General features: G+C 71.7%; 16 protein-coding genes and 1 pseudogene. 14 read left to right on the top strand and 3 right to left on the bottom strand.

Features of this window, described 5'->3' with window-relative positions; genetic code table 11:
- Positions 1-17 precede the first annotated feature (17 nt).
- From D7X96_RS24525 to D7X96_RS24570, 10 genes are all read left to right on the top strand, one after another.
- On the top strand, positions 18-581 hold the full coding sequence (locus D7X96_RS24525) for a chemotaxis protein CheW (protein ID WP_120550821.1): 564 nt from the start codon (positions 18-20) through the stop codon (positions 579-581).
- On the top strand, positions 578-1,105 hold the full coding sequence (locus D7X96_RS24530; protein WP_120550822.1) for a chemotaxis protein CheW: 528 nt from the start codon (positions 578-580) through the stop codon (positions 1,103-1,105). The genes D7X96_RS24525 and D7X96_RS24530 overlap by 4 nt, the downstream gene beginning before the upstream one ends.
- Positions 1,106-1,151: 46 nt before the next feature.
- Entirely contained in the window at positions 1,152-1,541 is a 390-nt protein-coding gene (locus D7X96_RS24535; protein ID WP_121723454.1) for a hypothetical protein, read from the top strand.
- A gap of 158 nt (positions 1,542-1,699) precedes the next feature.
- Complete coding sequence (locus tag D7X96_RS24540; protein ID WP_121770856.1) at positions 1,700-3,691, top strand: HEAT repeat domain-containing protein; 1,992 nt, start codon at positions 1,700-1,702, stop codon at positions 3,689-3,691.
- A 13-nt stretch (positions 3,692-3,704) separates the two neighbouring features.
- Positions 3,705-4,577: a CheR family methyltransferase gene (locus tag D7X96_RS24545; protein ID WP_208647368.1), complete on the top strand. Its 873-nt coding sequence runs from the start codon at positions 3,705-3,707 to the stop codon at positions 4,575-4,577.
- Positions 4,577-5,620 (top strand): chemotaxis-specific protein-glutamate methyltransferase CheB, encoded by a 1,044-nt coding sequence (cheB, locus tag D7X96_RS24550; protein ID WP_121770857.1) that lies wholly within the window; start codon positions 4,577-4,579, stop codon positions 5,618-5,620. The genes D7X96_RS24545 and cheB overlap by 1 nt, the downstream gene beginning before the upstream one ends.
- 69 nt (positions 5,621-5,689) lie before the next feature.
- The gene (locus tag D7X96_RS24555; protein ID WP_120550826.1) at positions 5,690-6,076 is read left to right on the top strand and encodes a response regulator; all 387 of its coding nucleotides are present in this window, start codon (positions 5,690-5,692) and stop codon (positions 6,074-6,076) included.
- A 27-nt stretch (positions 6,077-6,103) separates the two neighbouring features.
- Positions 6,104-6,853 carry an ABC transporter ATP-binding protein gene (locus D7X96_RS24560; RefSeq protein WP_120550827.1) on the top strand — a complete coding sequence of 250 codons (750 nt, stop codon included), beginning with the start codon at positions 6,104-6,106 and terminating at the stop codon, positions 6,851-6,853.
- Positions 6,850-8,571, top strand: a complete 1,722-nt coding sequence (locus D7X96_RS24565) for a putative ABC exporter domain-containing protein (RefSeq protein WP_121723457.1) — start codon at positions 6,850-6,852, stop codon at positions 8,569-8,571. Before D7X96_RS24560 ends, D7X96_RS24565 begins: the two co-directional genes overlap by 4 nt.
- A 25-nt stretch (positions 8,572-8,596) precedes the next feature.
- Positions 8,597-9,490: an NAD(P)-dependent oxidoreductase gene (locus D7X96_RS24570; RefSeq protein WP_121770858.1), complete on the top strand. Its 894-nt coding sequence runs from the start codon at positions 8,597-8,599 to the stop codon at positions 9,488-9,490.
- Positions 9,491-9,495: 5 nt separating this feature from the next.
- On the opposite strand, the gene asnS is transcribed toward D7X96_RS24570, so the two are convergent.
- Complete coding sequence (gene asnS, locus D7X96_RS24575) at positions 9,496-10,896, bottom strand: asparagine--tRNA ligase (RefSeq protein WP_120550830.1); 1,401 nt, start codon at positions 10,894-10,896, stop codon at positions 9,496-9,498.
- A 193-nt stretch (positions 10,897-11,089) separates the two neighbouring features.
- Here asnS and leuS point away from each other — a divergent pair, with 193 nt between their 5' ends.
- Genes leuS through lptE form a run of 3 tightly spaced genes read left to right on the top strand, consistent with a single transcriptional unit; the run spans position 11,090 to position 14,755 of the window.
- Positions 11,090-13,591, top strand: coding sequence for a leucine--tRNA ligase (leuS, locus tag D7X96_RS24580; protein WP_121770859.1), 2,502 nt, complete (start codon positions 11,090-11,092; stop codon positions 13,589-13,591).
- A gap of 22 nt (positions 13,592-13,613) precedes the next feature.
- Positions 13,614-14,201, top strand: a complete 588-nt coding sequence (locus D7X96_RS24585) for a hypothetical protein (protein WP_121723459.1) — start codon at positions 13,614-13,616, stop codon at positions 14,199-14,201.
- 32 nt (positions 14,202-14,233) lie between these two features.
- Complete coding sequence (lptE, locus tag D7X96_RS24590) at positions 14,234-14,755, top strand: LPS assembly lipoprotein LptE (RefSeq protein WP_120550833.1); 522 nt, start codon at positions 14,234-14,236, stop codon at positions 14,753-14,755.
- A 46-nt stretch (positions 14,756-14,801) separates the two neighbouring features.
- On the opposite strand, the gene rpsT is transcribed toward lptE, so the two are convergent.
- Both rpsT and mazG read right to left on the bottom strand, forming a co-directional pair.
- Positions 14,802-15,068 (bottom strand): 30S ribosomal protein S20, encoded by a 267-nt coding sequence (gene rpsT / locus D7X96_RS24595; protein ID WP_120550834.1) that lies wholly within the window; start codon positions 15,066-15,068, stop codon positions 14,802-14,804.
- A 170-nt stretch (positions 15,069-15,238) separates the two neighbouring features.
- A complete protein-coding gene (mazG, locus tag D7X96_RS24600; protein ID WP_121723460.1) occupies positions 15,239-16,423 on the bottom strand; it encodes a nucleoside triphosphate pyrophosphohydrolase in 1,185 nt (394 codons plus the stop codon).
- 106 nt (positions 16,424-16,529) lie between these two features.
- Between mazG and D7X96_RS24605 the strand changes: the two are divergent.
- Positions 16,530-16,767, top strand: a pseudogene (locus D7X96_RS24605) (hypothetical protein); the annotation flags it as partial.

Below are 16,767 nucleotides of genomic sequence, written 5' to 3' on the forward strand. Positions count from 1 at the left end.
CTGCTATCCTCCGGCGCGTGTCCCGTTTCGAAGCCCTGCTCGACGCGTTCTTCTACCGCCCGGACGAGGACGTCAGCGGCCTCCTGGACTTCGCGGCGGGCAGTGACGGCCTGGCGCAGCCGCTCCTGGAGGAGGAGCCCGTCGAATACCTGGCCTTCCGCCTGGAGTCGGAGTGCTACGCGGTGCCCATCCTCGCGGTGCGGGAGATCTGCAAGGTGCCGCTGCTCACGGAGATTCCGCGCGCGGAGCCGCAGCTGTTGGGCGTGATGAACCTGCGCGGGGAGCTGTTGCCCGTCTACGACGTGAAGCTGCGGCTGCGGCTGGCGGACGCGCCGCCGGTGGTGGCGGGGCCGGACGCGGGCCTGCCGCCCCGGGCCGCGCGCATCCTGGTGCTCAAGACGGAGGACGGGCCCGCGGGCGTGTGGGTGGACTCGGTGGCGGGGGTGGTGCGGCTCAAGCCGTCCATGGTGGAGCTGTCGCCCGCGGGGCTGCGAGGAGACCGCGACTGCGTGGCGGGGCTGGGGCGCAAGGGCTCGCAGCTCTACATCCTGTTGGATCCCGAGCAGGCGCTCGCCCCATGACGGACCCCGTGAACCTGCTGGCCCGCCGCCCGCGCGGCGACGTGACGCGCGAGCCAACCGCGGCCGACGCGGAGGTGCAGCTGTGCGCCTTCTTCGTGGGCAACGAGGAGTACGTGCTGGACATCATGCGCGTGGAGGAGATCCTCCCGCCCCAGCGCGTGATTCCCATCCCGCATGCGCCCGCCTTCGTGGAGGGCGTGCTGCACCTGCGCGGCGCGATGCTCCCCGTCATCGACCTGCACCGGCGCCTCTTGAACCAGCCCTTGCAGGAGACGCGGCGCACGCGGCTGCTCGTGTGCCGGCTGGGCACGCGGCGCGTGGTGGCCCGGGTGGACCGCGTGGCGGAGGTGCTGCGCGTGCGGCGCGGCGACATCAAGCCCGCGCCGGCGCTCATGTCCGGAGGCCGCACGCCGTTCGTGGTGGGCGTGTGCGGACCGCCGGAGCGGCTGCGGCTGCTCCTGGACCTGAAGGCGCTCTTGCGCGCGGAGCTGGAGCGCGACGCCCGTCCGCCGTCCTCGGGATGAGCGCGCCGCTTTCGTCGTGCGACCCGGGGATTTAGGGAAGGACGACATGCGAGACCTGAGCGGGCATCGGAAGTCGCTGGGTTGGCTCTACATGTTCGTGCACCTGCTGGTGCTGCTGGGCGCGGGAGGGCTGGCGTATGCCACCTGGCTGGTGGCGCTCGTCGTCGCCCACGGGCACTCCACGCCGCCCGTGACGGTGGCGGAGAACCCGGCGGTCCTGGGGATGTCGGTGTTCGTGCTGGTGCTCCTCGCGATGGCCATCGCGGGGCTCTCCCTGGGCGTGGCGCTGATTCGCGGCAGGCCCGTGTCCAAGGGCCTGGCGACGCTGCTCGCCATCCTCGCGCTGCCCAACTTCCCGCTGGGCACGGTGCTGGGCATCTATTCCTTCTGGTACTTCGGCCAGGAGGGCTGGGACGCGGACCTCCAGGAGGCCTGAGCGAGCCCTCGTGTCGCGAAGGGTGCGGAGGTGAACGTTTCCATCCGCCGCCGGGCTGCCCTCCCGTGCTGGGAGCAACCTCGTGGGACGCGACTCCCCCGGCGGCTTCAAGCAGGATGGGGACAACCCGAGGCACGCGAGCCCAACGGAGGACGGCGATGAGCGACACGGTGCGGTCCCCCGCGGGGCAGGAGGAGGCTCGGTACCGGGCGCTGCAGGCGGTGGATCCGCGCGCGCCCGGAGCGCTGGAGACCTTCACCACCGGCCTGCATGACGAGAGCTGGCGCGTGCGCCACGCGGCGGCGGAGGGCCTGCGCCGCGTGCCGGACGCGCCGGGCGTCACCGCGCGGCTCATCTCCGTCCTGGGAGAGCGCGGCGAGACGGGCGCGCGCAACGCGGCGGCGGAGGCGCTGGCGGGCCTGGGGCCGGTGGCGATAGCGCCGCTGGTGCAGTTGCTGGAGCACGAGGATCCGGATCAGCGCAAGCTGGCCGCGGACATCCTGGGCCAGCTGGGCCGCCCGGAGGTGGAGGACGTGCTCCTGCGCGCGCTCTCCGACGAAGACCTCAACGTGCGCGTGGCCGCCGCGGAGGCCCTGGGGCACATGGGCGGAGACGCCGCGGCGCGGGCGTTGGAGGAGCTGCTGGACGCGCCCACGCCCCTGTTGCGGCTGGCCGCGCTGGAAGGGCTCGCGTCGCTCAAGCGCGCGCCGCCGTTGGCGCGGGTGATGGCGCTGGTGGAGGACTCTGGCCTGCAGCGCAGCGCCCTGCGGCTGTTGGGCCTCTATTCCCCGGGCGAGGCCACGGAGCGCATCTGCCGGGCCCTGGCGTCGCCGGTGCGCTCGGTGCGTGAGGCGGCGCTCGTCGCGCTGGGGACGCAGGCGTCGGGGCTGGGGCCGTACGAGCGCGGAGAGCTGGACGCGGTGGCGCGCTCGGTGCTGGCCGGCATCCCGGGCGTGACGGCGCACGTGGCGCAGGCCCTGGACGGAGACGACGTCCAGGTGCGGGCGGGCGCGCTGGTGGCCGCCGGGGCACTGGGAGAGGCGTCGCTCGCGGTGGCGGTGGCGGAGGTGGCGCGCGAGGACCGGTTGTTGCGCGAGGTGCTCTTCACGCTGGGCCAGCTGGGAGCGGAGGGGCGGCGCCTGCTGCTCGGGAGCATGGGCACGCTGTCCCTGCCCGCGCGCACGGTGGCGGCCGAGGCCCTGGTTCTGCTGGTGGACTCGACGTCGGTGCCGGAGCTGTGCGCGCTGCTGGAGTGGGCGGAGGACGACCTTCGCGCGGTGGTGGTGCGGGCGCTGGGGCGCACGCAGTCGCCGGAGGCCGTGGCTCCACTGGTGGCGCTGCTCGCCGACCTGTCGCTGTCGAGCATGGCGGCGCGGGCGCTGGAGCAGCTGACGGTGACGCATCCGCAGACGGCGCTGAACGCGCTGGAGGCGGCGGTGGAGCAGCGCACGACCCCCGCGGCGGTGGCGGCGCTGGGCCGGCTGGGCGGCGCGCGGGTGCTGCCCGTGCTGCGGCGGATTGCACGCGACGCGGACGCCTCCTGGCGCGCGGCGGCGGTGGAGGCGGCGGCCCGGGCGGACGGCGAGGCCGGCCTGGAGCTGGCGCGCGGCGCGCTGGCGGACGAGTCCCCCCGGGTGCGCATCGCCGCGGTGCGCTCCTTGGGACAGCAGGGCGGCAAGGAGGCCGCGGCGTTCCTGGGGCTCGCGCTGAAGGACGAGGACCGGGGCGTGCGCGTGGCCGCGGTGGAGGCCGTGGGCGCGGCCGGCGCGAAGGAGCGCTCGCCCGACCTGGAGTCACTGGTACGGCATGCCGACAGCGGGCTCGCGATGCTGGCGGTGCGCGCGCTGACGAACCTGGGCACGGTGGGCGCGGGCGTGCTGTGGGACGCGCTCAGCCATCATGACGCGGAGGTGGTGAAGGCAGCGCTGGCGGCGCTGGCGTCGGCGGAGGCCTCGGCGGATGGGGCGTCGCTGGCGGTGTCGCTGTTGGGCCATCCGCGCTGGGACGTGCGGGCGGCGGCGGCGCGTGTGCTGGGCGGCCTGGGGCGGCCGGAGTGCCTGCCCGCGCTCCAGCACGCGATGACGCTGGAGCAGGACGCGGTGGCGCAGGTGGCGCTGGCGGAAGCAGTCGTCCGGCTGTCGGGGCGTTGAGGGGAGGACCCGGATGCCACGCTTCGACGAGGGCCGCCCTGAGATGACGCTGGAGGAGTTCCGGCTGCTGCGCGACCACGTCTACGCGCACTGCGGAATCCTCATCCACGAGAACATGAAGTTCGTGATGGAGCGCCGGCTGTGGCCCCGCCTGGAGGCGCTGGGGATCCAGGACTTCGGCTCCTACCACCGCTACCTGCGCTACGACGCCCAGCGCAACGCGGAGCTGGAAGCGGCGGTGGAGTCCCTCACCACGCACGAGACCTACTTCTTCCGCGAGCCCGCGCAGCTCAGGGCCTTCTGCGAGGAGCTGCTCCCCATCCTGGAGAAGCGCAACGCGCACACGCGGCGGCTGCGGCTGTGGTCCGCGGGGTGTTCCTCCGGTGAAGAGGCGTACACGCTGGCCATGCTCCTGAAGGAGAGCGGCCGCTTCGACGACTGGGACGTGGAGGTGCTGGGCACGGACCTGTCGCGCCGCGTGCTGACCGTGGCCCGCCGCGCCGAGTACGGCCCCAGCGCCCTGCGCGCGACGCCGCCGGACCTGCTGGAGCGCTACTTCGTGCCCGTGGGCGTCAACCGCGTCCGCGTGCGCGACGACGTGAAGGCGTGGGTGAGCTTCGGCCACCACAACCTGTCGGACGTGGCGAGCAGCCAGCTGGTGCCGCGCTCGGACGTCGTCTTCTGCCGCAACGTGATGATCTACTTCGACCTGGCCGCGCGCCGCCGCGTGCTGGGCGTCATCCGCGACCGGCTCTGTCCCGGGGGCTACCTGCTCTTGGGCCACGCGGAGAACCTGCTCAGCCTGGGCGCGGACTTCGAACTGGTGCACCTGAAGGGCGACCTCGTCTACCGCCGGCCCGAGCTTCCGGGCGGGGAGGGCCGCTGATGGCACGCCCGCTCACGGTGCTCGTCATCGACGACTCGGCCACCAACCGCCGCACGCTCACCACCCTCCTGGAGTCCTCCGGGGAGGTGATGGTGCTGGACTGGGCCCAGGACGGCGAGGAGGGCCTGAAGAAGGTCCTGGACCTGAAGCCCGACGTGGTGACGCTGGACCTGGAGATGCCCCGGCTGGGTGGCCACACCTTCCTGCGCCTGCTCATGCGCGCGGCGCCCACGCCCGTCATCGTCATCTCCAGCTACGCGCACAAGTCGGACGTGTTCAAGGCGCTGGAGCTGGGCGCGTTCGACTTCATCGCCAAGCCGCCCCAGGGCACGCCCGCGGCGCTGGAGCAGCTGAAGCGCGAGCTCATCGACAAGGTGCTCGCCGCGCGCCACGTGAAGTCCGGCGGACGCCACGGGGCCGCGCCGCGCGCCTCCCTTCTTTCAGGCGAGGTGCCGCAGGTCATCGCCGTGGGCGCGTCCACGGGCGGGCCTCCCGCGGTGCAGCGGCTGCTGGAGGGACTGGCCGCGGAGCCCACCGTCAGCGTGCTGGTGGGCCAGCACATGCCCTCGCAGTTCACGCGGGCCTTCGCGGAGCGGTTGGATCGCATTGGCCCCTTCACGGTGACGGAGGCGTGCGAGGGCGACGTGGTGAAGGCGGGCCACGTCTACATCGCGCCGGGCGGGCGGCACCTGCTCCTGTCGGACCGCACCGGGCGCCTGGAGCTGCGCACGCCCTCGCCGGTGCCCGCGGACAAGTACGCACCGTCGGTGGACCGGCTCTTCGAGAGCGCGGCGGAGGTGCTGGGGCCTCGCGCGGTGGCGGTGGTGCTGACGGGCATGGGCGCGGACGGAGCGCAGGGCGTGCGCGCCGTGCGCCGCGAGGGCGGCGAGACCTGGGCCGAGTCCGAGGACACGGCGGTGGTGTACGGCATGCCCAAGGAGGCCATCGCCACCGGGGCGGTGAGCCGGGTGCTCGCGCTGGACCACATCGGCCCGGAGCTGGCCGCGCTGGTGCGCCGCCGCCGGCAGTCCGGCGGGCAGTGAATCGCTGGCTGCATGACAGCCGCCGCACAATCCCGGGCCGGGCGGCGCGCGGGTGCTAGGCTGAGGGGCATGTCGCAGCAGCCGATCCGTGCGCTGGTGGTGGATGACTCGCAGGCCATGCGCCGCAGCATCATGTACGCGCTCCAGCGCCTGACGGACGTGGTCTGCATCGAGGCGCAGGACGGCGTGGAGGGGCTGAAGAAGCTCTCCACGCAGGGCCGCTTCGACCTGGTGATGACGGACATCAACATGCCGTTGATGGACGGGCTGAAGCTCATCCACCACATCCGCCAGACGCAAGAACACCGGGCGGTGCCCATCGTCGTCGTGACGACGGAGAGCGCGGCCGCGGACCGCGAGCGGGCCATGGCGCTGGGGGCCACGGCCTACCTGGTGAAGCCCGTGCAGGCCCGCGTGGTGCTGGACACCGTGAAGGAGCTGCTGAAGCTCGGCTGAGCTTCCGGCGGCATCCCAAGGGCACGCATGGAACCGGCGCTGGACGTCGAGGGCCTGGAGAAGACGTACGGCGCGGTACAGGCGGTGAAAGGCCTGTCCTTCCAGGTGGCGCCGGGCGAGGTGCTGGGCCTGGTGGGCCCCAACGGCGCGGGCAAGACGTCCACGCTCCGGTGCCTGGCCGGCATCCTCCCGCCGTCCTCCGGGCGCGTGCGCGTGGCGGGCTTCGACGTGGCCGAAGCTCCAGTGGAGGCGAAGCGCCACCTGGCCTTCCTCCCGGACGAGCCGCGCTTCTTCGAGTACCTCACCGTCTGGGAGCACCTGAACTTCACCGCGCGCCTCTACGGCGTGGAGGACTGGGAGGAGCGGGGCCGCGCGCTCCTGGAGGAGATGGAGCTCACGGGCCGGGAGAAGTCACTGCCGGGCGAGCTGTCGCGGGGCATGAAGCAGAAGCTGTCCATCGCGTGCGGCTTCCTGCACCAGCCCCGGCTCATCCTCCTGGATGAACCACTGACGGGGTTGGATCCGCTGGGCATCCGCCGCATGAAGGCGTCCCTGCGCCGCCGCGCGGAGGAGGGCACGGCGCTGGTGCTGTCGTCGCACCTGCTGCCGCTGGTGGAGGAGCTGTGCCACCGGCTGCTCGTCATCGCCGGAGGTCGCGCGGTGGCGCTGGGTTCGCTGCCGGAGATCCGCGAGCAGATGGCGGGCGCGGCCGGGGACGGCGCCTCGCTGGAGGAGCTGTTCGTGCGCATCACCAGCGCGGCGTCGGAACAGGCGTGAGCTTTCCGGGCGCGGTGGCGTTCCTCTGGGTGAGGACGTGGCGCAACCGGGTGGTGCGCCAGGTGCAGCGGCTGAAGCGCCCGCGCTACCTGCTGGGCGCGCTGGTGGGGCTCGCGTACCTGTACTCGCTGGTGGGACGCAGCGTCTTCGTCCAGGGCACGGGCCGCGCGGTGTCCCCCAACGCGAGGCTGTTCGCGGAGTTCTCGCTGGAGATGTCGGTGCTGGGCACGCTGGTGACGGCGTGGGTGCTGGGCGCGGACCGGCCCGCGCTGACCTTCACGCAGACGGAGGTGCAGACCTTCTTCTCCGCGCCCGTCACGCGCAAGGCGCTCTTGCACTACAAGCTCCTGCGAGGCCTCCTGAGCGCGATGCTCGCGGCGCTGGCGGCGACGCTCTTCGTGGGGCGCTTCACCAGCCCGAGGCCAGAGCTCTTCTTCCTGGGCGCGTCGCTGGCCATGGGGACGCTGTACCTGCACGGCACCGCGGCGTCCTTCGTGCGCGCGTGGCTCGTGTCGCAGGGCCGCTGGGGCAGCGTGGTGCGCTGGGCGGTGGTGGCCGCGCTGTTCATCGCGGTGATGGGCACGCTCCTGTCCACGCTGCAAGAGCACCCGATGCCGGAGAACCTCTCCGCGCCCTTCGCCGTGCGCGAGTGGCTGCGTGAAGTGCTCAGCGCCCCTGGACCGCGCGCGGTGTTGTGGCCGGGCAGGGCGCTGGTGGCTCCAGCGATGGCACGAAGCTGGGAGGGCTTCCTGCGCTACCTGCCCGCGTCGCTGGCGCTGCTCGTGGCGCATTACGCGTGGGTGCTGGCGGTGGAGGTGCCCTTCGAGGACTCGGCGGTGGCCGGGGCGGAGGCGCGGACGCGGCGGCGGGAGCAGCGGGCCGCGCGCTCCGGCAGGCTGCGCGTGGGCCGGGTGCCCTTCGTGTTGAAGGCCCGGGGGCGTCCGGAGGTGGCGCTCCTGTGGAAGAACCTCATCGCGCGCAGGCGCATGGGCAGCGGGCTGGTGATGCTGCTGGCCTTCGGGGTGCTGGGCGCCGTGTTCGCGCTGGTGATGGGGGACACGCGGCTGTTCTCCAACAGCCGTGAGTTCCTGGGGCCCATGGCCCTGATGGTCGCGCTGGCCATGGCCGTGATTGGCCCGAGCGCGTTCCGCACCGACCTGCGCATGGACCTGCCGAAGCTGGAGCTGTTGCGTGCGCTGCCGCTCACGGGCCGGCAGGTGGTGGGGGCGGAGCTGGCGGCCTCCGCGCTGACGCTGGGCGTGGCGCAGTGGGTGATGCTGCTCGTGGCGCTGGTGCTGGGCGTGGGCCGGGACGACGTGACGCTCGCGCCGTGGTCCACGCCGGTGGTGCTGGGCCTCATGCCCGTCCTGCCGGCGCTGGGGCTGGCGGGGCTGTTCGTTCAGAACGCGGCGGTGGTGCTGTTGCCTGCGTGGATTCCGGCGGACTCGGAGCGGGCGCGCGGCGTGGAGGCGCTGGGCCAGCGGCTGCTCACGCTGGTGGGCACGCTGGTGGTGACGTTCCTGGGACTGTTGCCCGCGGCGGTGGTGGCCCTCCTCGTGGGCTATCCGCTGTTCACTGTCATGGGCCGCTGGGCGGTTCCACTCGCGGGGCTGGCGGCGGCGGGGGCACTCTTCGCGGAGGTGGCGCTGGGCGTCGCCGTCCTGGGCCGCGCCTTCGAGCGGCTGGACGTGTCGGAAGAACAGTCGAACGAAGCGTGAAAGCGCGCACGAGGGGAGCACCGCCATGAAGGTCGGTTTCATCGGGTTGGGGAACATGGGCACGCCAATGGCGTCGAACCTGGCCGGCGCGGGCCATGAGCTCGTCGTCTGGAACCGCACCGCGTCCAAGGCGGATCCGCTGAAGCAGCAGGGCGCGCGCGTGGCGAAGACGCCCGCCGAGGCCGCCCGCGACGCGGAGGTCGTCTTCTCCATGCTCGCGGATGACCACGCCGCGGAAGAGGCCGTGCTGGGCAGGGACGGCGTCCTCAGCGCCCTGCCGAAGAACGCCATCCACGTCTCCTCCAGCACCATCTCCGTCGCGCTGTCGGAGCGCCTGACGAAGGCGCACGCGGACGCGGGCCAGGGCTACGTCTCCGCCCCCGTCTTCGGCCGGCCCGAGGCCGCCGCGGGCAAGCAGCTCTGGGTCGTCGCCGCGGGCCCGAAGGCGCAGGTGGAGAAGGTGCGTCCGCTGCTCACGGCGCTGGGGCGCGGCCTCACGGAATTGGGGGAGCGGCCCGCCGCCGCGAACACGGTGAAGCTGTCCGGCAACTTCCTCATCGCGTCGATGATGGAGGCCCTGTCGGAGTCCTTCGCGCTCGCGGAGAAGTGCGGCGTGGAGCGCGCCGCGTTCCTGGACGTCTTCAAGTCCGTCTTCGCCAAGGCGCCCATCTTCGAGAACTACGCGGGCGCCATCGCGAAGGGCCAGTACACGCCCGCTGGCTTCGCCCTGCGCCTGGGCCTCAAGGACGTGTCCCTGGCGCTGGAAGCGGGGAGGGCCGCCGAAGTGCCCCTCCCGCTGGCCAGCCTGCTGCGCGACCACTTCCTCACCGGCGTCGCCCAGGGCCGGGGTGACGAGGACTGGTCCGCGCTCGGCGCGCTCGCCCAGGAGCGCGCCGGCATCAAGAAGAAGCAGGGCTGAGCGGACTAGAACGTCGCGGAGCCCGGGACGCGCGGGTAGGGGATGGCGTCCCGGATGTTCTGCAGGCCGCACATGTAGACGATGAGCCGCTCGAACCCCAGGCCGAAGCCCGCGTGCGGCACCGTGCCGTAGCGGCGCAGGTCGCGGTACCACTGGTAGTGCGCGGGATCGAGGCCGAACTTCTTCATGCGCGCGTCCAGCACGTCCAGGCGCTCCTCGCGCTGGCTGCCGCCGATGATCTCCCCGATGCCCGGGGCGAGCACGTCCATCGCGGCCACGGTCTTCCCGTCCTCGTTGATGCGCATGTAGAAGGCCTTGATGGCCTCCGGGTAGTTCATCACGACGACAGGCCGGCCCACGTGCTCCTCGGTGAGGTAGCGCTCGTGCTCCGTCTGGAGGTCCTTGCCCCACTCCGGCGTGTACTCGAACTTCTTCTTCGCCTTCTGGAGGATGGAGACGGCCTCCGTGTAGTCGATGCGCTCGAAGCTGGAGCCGATGAACTTCTCCATCCGCTCCGTGACGCCCTTCTGCTGGCGCTCCTCGAAGAACTTCATGTCCGGCGCGCACTCGTCCAGCACGGCCTTGAACACGTACTTGAGGAACCGCTCCGCCAGCGCCGCGTCCTCGTTGAGGTCCGCGAAGGCGATCTCCGGTTCAATCATCCAGAACTCGGCCAGGTGGCGCGTGGTGTTGCTGTTCTCCGCGCGGAACGTGGGGCCGAACGTGTAGACCTTGGACATGGCCAGGCAGTACGCCTCCACGTTCAGCTGCCCGGACACGGTGAGGTAGGCCTCCTTGCCGAAGAAGTCCTTGCCCCAGTCAATCTTGCCGTCCTGGCCGCGCGGCGGGTTGTGCGCGTCCAGCGTGGACACGCGGAACATCTGCCCGGCGCCCTCCGCGTCGCTCGCGGTGATGATGGGCGTGTTCACCCAGCAGAAGCCCTCACCGTGGAAGAAGCGGTGCACCGCCTGCGCCGCCGCGTTGCGCACGCGGGTGATGGCCCCGAAGGTGTTGGTGCGCACGCGCAGGTGCGCCACTTCCCGCAGGAACTCCAGCGAGTGCTGCTTCGGCTGGATGGGGTAGGTGTCCGGGTCGTCCACCAGGCCCAGCACCTGCACTTCGTCCGCCTGGATTTCGAACGCCTGCCCCTTGCCCTGGGACTGCACCAGCGTGCCCCGGCAGACGACGGAGGCGCCCGCGGTGAGGTGCAGGACTTCCTTGTCGTAATTGGGCAGCGAATTGGGCGCGACGACCTGGATGGGGTCGAAGACCGACCCGTCGCTCACGTTCACGAAGCTGATGCCCGCCTTGGAGTCGCGGCGCGTCCGCACCCAGCCGCGCACCTCCACCTTCGAGCCCGCTTCGACGGCCCCCGACAGGGCCTTCTTCACACTCACGACCTGCATGGTGCTCTCCCTCATGCTCCAGACCGGGAAGGCGAGTTAGTCGTGCCCGGGCCCGAGGGCAAGCACCGTCAGCGTCCCCCTCCTTCCCTCGGGCCGCCAGGTCAGGGACTCCGGGGTGCCAGCCGTCCAGGCTTCCGACGCGCCAAGACTTGTTGCCCGCGTGTCCTACCTCCCGCTAAGAGTCTGAAAAGCCATGGCGATGAACGAGCGTTACGAGCCGCAGTCGATTGAAGGAAAGTGGCAGACCCGTTGGGAGCAGGAGGGCCTCTTCCGGGCAGGCAGACGCCCGGATGCCCCCAAGAAGTACGTCCTGGAGATGCTGCCGTACCCCAGCGGTCAGATGCACATGGGGCACGTGCGCAACTACCTCATCGGGGACGTCTACGCGCGCTACTACCAGATGCGCGGCTTCGACGTGCTGCACCCCATGGGCTGGGACGCCTTCGGCCTGCCGGCGGAGAACGCGGCCATCAAGGACGGAGTCCACCCGGCCATCCGCACCCGCGAGAACATCGAGTCGTTCAAGGCGGAGATCAAGACGCTCGGCTACAGCTACGACTGGACGCGCGAGGTCAACACCAGCCAGCCGGAGTACTACCGCTGGAACCAGTGGTTCTTCCTCCAGATGCTGGAGCGCGGGCTCGTCTATCGCCGCTTCAGCAAGGTGAACTGGTGTACCGGCTGCCACACCGTCATCGCCAACGAGCAGGTGAAGGACGGCCGCTGCGAGCGCTGCAGCTCCGAGGTGCAGGACAAGGAGATGCCCGAGTGGGCGTTCCGCATCACGAAGTACTCGCAGGACCTGCTCGACGCGCTCGACACGCTCAAGGCCTGGCCGGACAGCATCACCACTCGTCAGCGCGACTGGATTGGCCGCTCCGACGGCGCGGAGGTGGACTTCCGCGTCCAGGGGCATGACGCCACCCTGCGCGTCTTCACCACCCGCGTGGACACGCTCTTTGGCTGCACCTACGTGGTGCTCGCGCCGGACCACAAGCTCGTGGCCCAGGTGACGACGGCGGACCGCCGCGCGGACGTGGACGCGTTCGTGAAGAAGATGGCCGCCCAGAGCAAGACGGAGCGCCTGGGCGAGGACGCGGAGAAGGAGGGCATCTTCACCGGCGGCCACGCGCTCAACCCGGTGACGGGCCAGCCGGTGCCCATCTGGATCGCCAACTTCGTGGTGAGCGACTACGGCACCGGCGCGGTGATGAGCGTGCCGGCGCACGACGCGCGCGACTTCGCCTTCGCGCGCAAGTATTCGCTGCCCGTGCGCGTGGTCATCCAGCCTGTGTCCGGCGACAAGCTGGGCGCGGGTGAGACGCTCGACAAGGCGTACACGGACGACGGCGTGCTCGTGGACTCCGGGGACTTCAGCGGCATGCCTTCGGCCGAAGTGCGGGTGAAGCTGGCCGCGAAGCTGGAGGCGCAGGGGCAGGGCAAGGCCACGGTGACGTACCGCCAGCGGGACTGGGGCTTCAGCCGCCAGCGCTACTGGGGCACGCCCATCCCCATCGTCTACTGCGAGAAGTGCGACCCCGAGCACAAGGGGCTCCCCGTTCCGTTGGATCAGCTCCCGGTGCGGCTGCCGGACATCGACACGCAGGCGGTGCTCACCGGCCGAGGCGAGCCGCCGCTCGCGAAGGTCGCGTCCTTCATCAACACGACCTGCCCCAAGTGCGGCGGTCCCGCGCGCCGGGAGGCGGAGACGATGGACACCTTCGTCGACTCCTGCTGGTACTTCGCGCGCTACCTGTCGCCGAAGTACGACGCGGCGCCCTTCGACCCGAAGGAGGCGAAGCACTGGCTCCCGGTGGACATCTACGTCGGCGGCCCCGAGCACGGCGTGATGCACCTGCTCTACTTCCGCTTCTGGACCCGGGTGATGAAGCTCCTCGGGCTGTCCCCGGTGGACGAGCCCGTCACGCGGCTCATCACCCAGGGCATCGTCAACGGCGCGGACGGCCGGAAGATGGGCAAGCGCTACGGCAACGGCGTGGCGCCCAACACCATCGTGGCGAAGTACGGCGCGGACACCGCGCGCACCTACGTGCTCTTCGCGGGCCCGCCGGAGCGCGACTTCGACTGGTCCCACGAGCAGGTGGAGGGCGTGTTCCGCTTCCTCAAGCGCGTGTGGACGCTGGCCGCCACGCACCACGCCGTCGCCGCGGACGCGACGTACTCGGGCCCCTACGAGGGCAAGGCGCTGGAGACGCGCCGCGCGGCGCACAAGTGCGTCAAGCGCGTGACGGAGGCCATCGAGCGCCTTTCCTTCAACACCGCCGTCGCCGGCGTCATGGAGTGCGTGAACGCGCTCTACGCGGTGGGCACGCCGGAGACGCCCGCGGAGAAGGCCGCGATGGGCGAGGCGGTGCGGCTGCTCGCGCGCATCCTCACCCCCCTCGCGCCGCACATCGCGGACGAGCTGGCGGAGGCCTACGGCGCGAAGGCGTCCACCGTCACGGAGGCCTGGCCGGAGTTCGACCCGGCGCTCGTGGTGGACGACGTGATTCCGTACGCCGTGCAGGTGAACGGCAAGCTGCGCGCGGAGGTGCGCGTGGCGGCGGACGCGGACGAGGCGGCGGTGCGCGCGGCGGCGGAGGCGGACGACAAGGTGAAGGCCGCGCTCGAGGGCAAGACGCTGCGCAAGTTCGTCTTCGTCCCCAAGCGGCTGGTGAACTTCGTCGTCGGCTGACAGCCGGGAAGAGGGAGGGGCGGTGCCCGCGGAAGTGCTCGTCATGTGCTCCGCCTGCGGGCGCCCCCAGTCGGCGGCCCGGCGCCGCTGTGCCTTCTGCAACGCGGAGCTGCCGGAGGCGCCCCTGCCGTCCCGGTCTTCTCCAGGGACGCCCGTGCCATCGTCGCCGGGCTTCTCACCGCTGGCGCTGGAGCTGGGCAACCGGCGCGCCCTGGCCGTGAACGGCGAGCAGCTGTCGTTCCAGGGGCGCCCGGGCGGAGGCCCGACGCTCGACGTGCCCTGGGCGCGCGTGCGGCGGCTGGAGTGGCGCACGCGGCCCTATTTCGAAGCGCTGGGGCTGCTCGCCTTCACCGCGCTGGGCCTCCTCTGGGCGCCCACGCAGGCCGTGCGGCTCCTGGCCCTCGTGGCCGGCGTCATCGGCCTGGGGCTCGCGGCGCTGTACCGCCACCACGGGCTCACGCTGGAGCTGGATGATGGCACGCGGATGCAGTGGCCCCTGGGCATGGCGCTGAAGGGCTCCGCCCGGGAGCGAGGGCTCGAAGCGGCCCGCGCCACGCTGGCGGACGCAGGACGCATGCGCGGCGTACCGGTGGCCGGCTCCGACGCTTGACGGAGGATCGCGGCCGGGTAGGGTGCGCGCCCATGCGGCCCTCCGGGAACGTGGTGCGGACAGGTGCGGTGAAGGCGTTCCGCTGGGGCGTGGCGGCGGTGGCGATGCTGGGCGCCGGGTGCGGCTACCGCTTCAGCCCGTGGGGCTCCGCGCTGCCAGAGGGCACGGGCCAGGTGTGCGCGCCCGTCTTCACCAACGAGACGCCGGAGCCCTCGCTGGAGAACCTCTTCACGCGCTACCTGCGCAACCAGCTGATTGAAGCGGGCCGGCTGGCCACCGCGCCGGGCTGCGACTCGACGATTGAAGGGGCGGTGCTCGGCATCTGGTCATCCCCGACCATCATCCCCAACAACTACCGCATCTCCACGACGGTGCGGCTGCGCCTCGTGAAGGAGGGGCGGCTGCTGTCGGAGACGGTGGTGTCGGGGACCGAGGACTACCTCCAGGGACGTGGCAACGTCCTGGAAGCAGAGGCCAACCGTCAGGCCGCGCTGGCGCGCCTGGCGGAGCTGCTCATGCGCGACGGATACGATCGGCTGGCCAGCACCTGGTGAGGACCGGGGAGCCCGGTCCTCGACACGCGGTGGTGCTGCGGGACGACTAGGCCTTCGCCTTCGCGGCGGCCTTGGCCAGCCGGGAGATGCGGCGCGCGGCGGTGCGCTTGTGCAGGACGCCCTTGCTGGCCGCCTTGTTGAGGGTCTTGGAAGCCGCCTTCAGCGCGTCCGTCGTCTTCGAACCGTCCTTGGAGGCAATGGCCTCGCGGGCGGACTTGACGGCGTCCTTCACGGTCGTCCGGACGTTCACGTTCCGGGCGCGGCGCTTCAGGGACTGGCGGTAACGCTTCTCTGCGGACTTGGTGTTCGCCAAGGAAATGCTCCAGCGGAAGGCAAGACAAGAAAAGAGGGGCCGTCCTTACTGCGACGACCCGGTTGCGTCAAGGCACGCGTGCGATCGCGATCAGGATTTCCGGTGTCGGAACCCCCGGGAGGCCTCCGGAATGCCCTCCGGAGCCCCCACCCGCGCCCATGGCGGAAGAATCAGGCCGGCGGGGCGGCGTATTCCCACCGCAGCCCGGCCGGATCCACGAACTGGAAGCCCGTCTCGGCGCTGGCGCCCGCCACCAGCCGCCCCGGGTGGTGCGCCCGGAACAGCTCCTGGAGCCGGGCGACGGCCGCCTGGGAGGGGGCCTCCAGCGTCAGGGCCACCGGGGAGCCGGCCAGCGCCTGGGCGCCCGGCGTGAAGACGAGCCCCAGGCCCGCACCCGTGTAGGCCGCCGTGCCCTCCGGCGACCGGGTGGGGGCCCACCCCAGCCAGGCCGCCACCCCGTCCCAGAAGGCCCGCTGGGCCGCCACGTCCGGCACGGCCAGGCGCAGGGTGGCCACGGACGCGCGCGGCGCATGGCTCGGTGGGGGCAGCGCCTTCTCCACGGCCTTCGCGGCCTGCCAGTGGCGCTCCATGTGCTCCAGGCTGGCGCCGCCGAAGGGGACCTGCTCCTCGTTCAGCTTCGCCTCGATGTACTGGAAGCGGGTCACGAAGCGGCGCGTGGCCATGCGCAGCGCGTCCTCGGCCGGCGTCTTCACGAAGCGGGCGAGGTTCGCCAGCGAGAACAGCACGTCCCCCAGCTCGTGCTCGATGGCGTCCCGGCCTCCGGAGGCGATGGCCTCGTCCAGCTCGCGCAGCTCCTCGTCCAGCTTGCCCCGCACCCCGGCCAGGTCCGGCCAGTCGAAGCCGATGCGGCTGGCCTTCTCCGTGAGGCGCTCGGCGCGCAACAGGGACGGGGCCTGGGTGGGCACGCCGTCCAGCACCGAGCCCGCGCGCCCGGTCTTCTTCTTGCGCTCCTCCGCCTTCAGCTGCGCCCAGTTGGCCAGCACCTGCTCGGCGCCCTTCACCTGCTGATCCCCGAAGACGTGTGGGTGCCGGCTGGTGAGCTTGTCGCTGATGGCCGCGCAGACGTCCGCCATGGTGAACTCGCCCAGCTCCGCGGCCAGCTGCGTGTGGAAGACAATCTGGAAGAGGAGGTCTCCCAGTTCTTCACACAGGGGGCGCCAGGGGCCGCCGTCGGCCACGCGGTCCATCTCGTCCAGGACCTCGAACGCCTCCTCGGTCAGGTAGGGGCGCAGCGAGCGCAGGTCCTGCTCGCGGTCCCACGGGCAGCCGCCCTCGGCCCGGAGGCGCCGCATGATCTCCACCAGTCGTTCCAGCTCCGCTCCAGGCGCCGCCATTCATTCACTCCCGAGCAATCCCCCCGCCTCGGGCTCCTGTAGCACGGGCGGCGGGCACCACATGATTTCGGATCGTCCCGCCTGTCGCCTATCATCGGACGCCCGGATGCTCCGCTCGTTCCTCGGCCTGTGTTGCAGCCTCGTGCTGCTTGTCCCCGCGCGCGCCCCTGCGTTGATGCAGGAGCCGCTCCTGCGCATCGAGGAGAAGGTCATCGAGCCGGAGCCGGACCCCAGCACCTTCCGCGCCACGGAGGATGATCCGGTGGAGGACCCCGGCTCCGACTCCGAGCCGGCCGACGAACCGGAGGAGCCCCGCCCCGACAACCGGCGCCGCGTCATCGCCC

Source organism: Corallococcus interemptor (assembly GCF_003668875.1).
Classification (GTDB): Bacteria; Myxococcota; Myxococcia; order Myxococcales; family Myxococcaceae; genus Corallococcus; species Corallococcus interemptor.